Source organism: Nostoc sp. CALU 546, assembly GCF_048836525.1.
On the sequence record NZ_JAWJTF010000203.1, the window covers coordinates 1 to 4,573 of the forward strand.

Sequence of the window (4,573 nt, forward strand, 5' to 3'; positions counted from 1 at the left end):
CTAGCGTTTGGGGTGGGAACCGGGTTGGTATAAAACTTTCGCCAAGTAACACTTTTTATGGAATGCATGACTCTAACCCTCAAGAAACTTTTGGTTATGCAATCAATGCTCTTAACCCCTTTGGACTTGCCTATCTTCACCTGATGGAACCGAACGAAGTTGATTTAGCAACCCGCGAAGTCATGAACCCAGTTACACCCTACTTTCGACAAATATTCCAAGGTACTTTGATTACCAATGGTGGCTACGATCGCCAAACAGGAGATAGCATTCTTACTAGTGGCAATGCAGATTTAGTTTCTTTTGGCAAGTTATATCTTGCTAATCCTGACTTACCAAAACGTTTAGAATTTAATGCACATTTGAACGCTCCAGATCCAAAAACATTTTATGCACCTGATGCTACAGGATACACCGACTATCCCTTTTTATAACTTCAGACAAATTAAAGCAATCACAGCCATCTCTAAATCAAAAATATAATTTGTCAGTTGCACAATTTTTCGGTTTTATAATTGTCCAAGTAGGAGAACACAGCCGTGCTGGCTTTCGATTAAAACGGATTGCTAAAGATGGGATGACAAAGTTTGTATAAAGCATTTATAACTTATACAAATAACGGCTGATTATCCGGTTGTAGAGTCTGTGCTTTTGCACTAAATATCACTTATCAGGCATTAAAAAATTATGGATTTGTCCAACTTTACTACACTCCAAAACTTAGAAGCTGCCTTCGGTGGTGAATCGATGGCAAATCGTAAGTATCTGTTTTTTGCAGATGTAGCGCGTCAACTTGGGTTTACAGACTTGGCGAAACTTTTTAAAGAAACAGCAGATCAAGAAACTGAACACGCTTTTGCACATTTTAAATTACTACATCCAGAACTTGTGGTAGAAGATGCAGCGGCTTTAACTGATGAACAAAAGCGGGAAATTGTATCTCGCTGTTTATCTTTGGCAATTGAAGGCGAGACTTATGAATATACCACAATGTATCCTGAGTTTGCCGCAGATGCCCAACGCGATCGCGACAATCCCGCAGCTGAAGAATTTCTCAAACAAGTTCAAGAATCTACCGATCATGCCAACACATTTCGGGAAGCTGCACACCGTTTTGGCTTGTTAAAATTCATCGAAAATTACCACGCCGATCGCTATACTGAAGCCTTAGAAGTATTAAATGGTGGACAAACAGCAACCAGAGTTGCTGGTGAAGATCCTAAAACTCGGAAATGGATTTGTAGACAATGCAGTATGATTTACGATCCCGTTGCTGGCGATCCTGATTCGGGGATTGCACCTGGTACACCTTTTGAAGAAATTCCTGAAGACTGGGAATGTCCGATTTGTGGCGCTAGCAAAAAAACCTTTAAACCATTTGAGGAAAAAGTTGCAGCTTAAGACAACAATCAATTAGGCAATCTTTTTTTAGCATATAAACGCGAAGCGTCTTAAAAGATACTTCGCGTTCTTGATTTTTTATACAGAGGTTTTGATCATGTGTTCACCAGAAGATAACGGCTATGCCTTTTGTTTTGGTGAAATGAGTCGTTAACTGTCATCAGGTAAATGTACAAATTAAATGCGTAACAACTTAGGTAATTCGTAATTCGTTCAGGAAGTGAGAGTCTTCTCAATGCGACGATCTGGAATCAGCCAGATGATTGCGACTAAAACGTACAATGCACAGGCAAACCATGAGTTCACAAAGGCAAGTGGAATTGCCACAGCATAGAATACCACCGATATTTTTCCTTTTAAGTCTTCACCAACTGCGATCGCTAAAGTTGAGTCCCTACCGTGGTGAGAAATGAGGACACGGGTAAGGATGAAGTAAGCGATTGCATTCAACAACAACACCGTACCATAAAGGGCAACTGGCATGGCGGCAAAGTGATTCTCGCCCATCCAACCAGTGACGAAGGGGATTAGCGACAACCAAAACAGCAGATGCAGATTAGCCCAAAGTATACGCCCATTTACCTGTCGGACTGCTTGTAGTAGGTGATGGTGATTATTCCAGTAGATGCCGATATAAATAAAACTCAGCACGTAGCTCAGAAATACCGGGATTAGCGGATGTAGCGCAGCTAAATCTAATCCATGCGGCACTTTGATTTCTAGCACCATGATGGTGATGATGATGGCAATCACTCCATCGCTGAATGCTTCTAATCTCCCTTTTCCCATGTACGTATTCCTTTTTTATAATCTTTAATTCTCACTTGCCAATTTCCGCCGTAATTCTCGAATAGCAGCGCTAGTATTGCGCTCGTAGGCAATTTTAAAACACTCTGTAATTACTTCTGACACATTGATGTTAGGGAAATAACGGCTACTGGTTTCAACAGTGTAGCGATCGCCCTGCAATCTGTAAATTACCAGCTGGTTCTTCCTAAACAACCAAACTTCTGGTACTCGATAAGGTAGGTAGTCATTTACATCGGTGTAACTGGTGATGTCTATCTCCACCACTAAATCAGGTGATGGATCGACGCCCCAATTAATGCGATCTTTACCTGCGATTGTCTCCCAGTTTTCAATATAAAAACAGTAGTCTGGTTCTATACCACTTTCTTGTGGTAGTTCCATTGTGATTGGGGTAAATGCCTCGTATTCTCGTCCCAGATGATCGAGCAAAACTTTGACTACATCTGCAATTACACTTACTTTACGCCCATGTTCTGGTAGTGGTGCCATCAAGAGAATTTCTCCATCTCGATATTTAATGCGAGGAGAGGAGCGATCGCCTAGTTGTTCATTCAGTGCTTGATAATCTTGCCAACTTCCAGGTAGGCGTACTACCGCACCTGGGGGCAAATGGATTGTATCGGGTGTGACAACAGCAAACATACAACTGAACCTCCACCTCAACTGTAATGCTTTAGATAAACTGTAGCTAGACTTTGATTATTACCAAAGCACTGTCAGGCAGCACAAGGCTGTCCTACTTTACCTTACTTAATTTCTGTAATGCTTTAAATCTCAATTGCTGCGGCTGAAAAATACAGCAGCTATCACAATTAAACCTAAAAGTGCTAAAGGAACCCAGAGATTAGGGAGATCAGACAAACTCATAAATGACTTCTAAATAAGTAGGGTATATGAAGCAGATTGCAATAGACAGTCGCTACTTTATAAATCAACTTTTAAGTAAGCCTTTTTTTAACTTCCTCAGCCAAGTTTTCTAGTAGCACTTCTACTTGCTCACCTGTTTTCAAATCTTTGAGTGAGGATTTTTGCGCTGCTGCTTCTTCAGAACCAATAATTACGCAAAATTGAATTCCTTGCTTGTCTGCTAATTGAAATTGTTTCCCCAAAGGACGCTTATCAAAGTTAGTTATTACATTAATTCCCGCCTGACGCAGATATTGAGAAACTTTTAAATAAGTGGGCATTAAATCTTCTTGCATATTCACTACCATCACTTGGGCTGGTGTAGCAGCTAAGGTATTTAGAATACCAGCTTTTAACAAGCGACTAATTAAGCGAGTTAAGCCAATAGAAATGCCTACACCAGGCATTTTTTCGCCCAAAAATACCCCGACTAATTCTTCATACCTACCACCAGAACAAATACTACCTAAAGCTTCATGTCCTAATAGGGTTGTTTCGTAAACTGTGCCAGTATAGTAATCAAGGCCACGGGCAATAGATAAATCTATACAGAAACGGTTTTCGGCAACTCCGAGATTACGCACCCCTGCAATTACCGTTTCTAATTCGGTAATTCCTAAGCTTAATTGCTCAGTTTCTAGCAGATTTTGGGCGAGATGCTTGAGCTTATCTAATACGTCATCAATCGAACCGTCTATTTTAATAAACTCAATAATTTTTTGCGCCTGTTCTGCTGATATTCCTTCTTTTTCTAAATCTTGTTTTACTTTACTTTCACCAATTTTTTCTAGTGTGTCAACAATACCAATACACGATTTAATTTGATTTTCGGCAATTCCCAGTGATTTAAAGAAACCAGTCAGAACTTTTCGGTTGTTGATGCGAATCAGAAAATCGCCAATATTAATTGCTTCAAATATCTCAGTGATAATTGCAGGCATTTGAGCATCATAAAGCAAGCTGAGTTCACGACGAGCAACTACATCAATATCGCACTGACGAAACTGACGAAAACGCCCATCTTTCGCCCGTTCTCCCCGAAAAACCACATCGGTTTGGTATCGAGCAAAGGGAAAGGTTAATTCATTTAGGTGACGAGCAATATATGCCGCTAAAGGAACTGTTTGATCGAACTTTAAAGCTCTTGCTTCCGAACCTGTTTCGCCCGATCTATCTCTCTCGGCTTGTCGATTTGGTGGCAATATAGGATCAATTCCATAAATGATATTGTCGCCTTGATTCCCTTTAGCTTGCAGCACTTCTAAACGTTCTACAGCAGGTGTCTCGATAGGCGTAAATCCATAGCTTTCAAAAACTCTACGGATGATATCTAACAAATATAATTCTAGACGCTTTTCACTAGGCAGAAATTCTGGGAAACCGCTAGGAGTAGAAAAGTTTATTTTGTCACCTTTGGCCATGTGTGTACCTTACTAAGTTTAAATTTGAGATCAAA

General features: G+C 40.3%; 4 protein-coding genes and 1 pseudogene. 2 read left to right on the forward strand and 3 right to left on the reverse strand.

What is annotated here, in order from left to right; translation table 11 throughout:
- Positions 1-434, forward strand: a pseudogene (locus RRG12_RS41445) (alkene reductase); the annotation flags it as partial.
- Positions 435-687: 253 nt separating this feature from the next.
- Positions 688-1,401, forward strand: coding sequence for a rubrerythrin family protein (locus RRG12_RS41450; protein ID WP_420759994.1), 714 nt, complete (start codon positions 688-690; stop codon positions 1,399-1,401).
- Positions 1,402-1,614: 213 nt separating this feature from the next.
- On the opposite strand, the gene RRG12_RS41455 is transcribed toward RRG12_RS41450, so the two are convergent.
- The 3 genes from RRG12_RS41455 to hisS all read right to left on the reverse strand — a co-directional run bounded on the left by RRG12_RS41455 (position 1,615) and on the right by hisS (position 4,538).
- On the reverse strand, positions 1,615-2,190 hold the full coding sequence (locus tag RRG12_RS41455) for a TMEM175 family protein (RefSeq protein WP_069069598.1): 576 nt from the start codon (positions 2,188-2,190) through the stop codon (positions 1,615-1,617).
- Positions 2,191-2,214: 24 nt separating this feature from the next.
- The gene (locus tag RRG12_RS41460; RefSeq protein WP_420759995.1) at positions 2,215-2,853 is read right to left on the reverse strand and encodes a Uma2 family endonuclease; all 639 of its coding nucleotides are present in this window, start codon (positions 2,851-2,853) and stop codon (positions 2,215-2,217) included.
- Between the two features lie 296 nt (positions 2,854-3,149).
- Positions 3,150-4,538 (reverse strand): histidine--tRNA ligase, encoded by a 1,389-nt coding sequence (gene hisS, locus RRG12_RS41465; RefSeq protein ID WP_420759996.1) that lies wholly within the window; start codon positions 4,536-4,538, stop codon positions 3,150-3,152.
- Positions 4,539-4,573 lie beyond the last annotated feature (35 nt).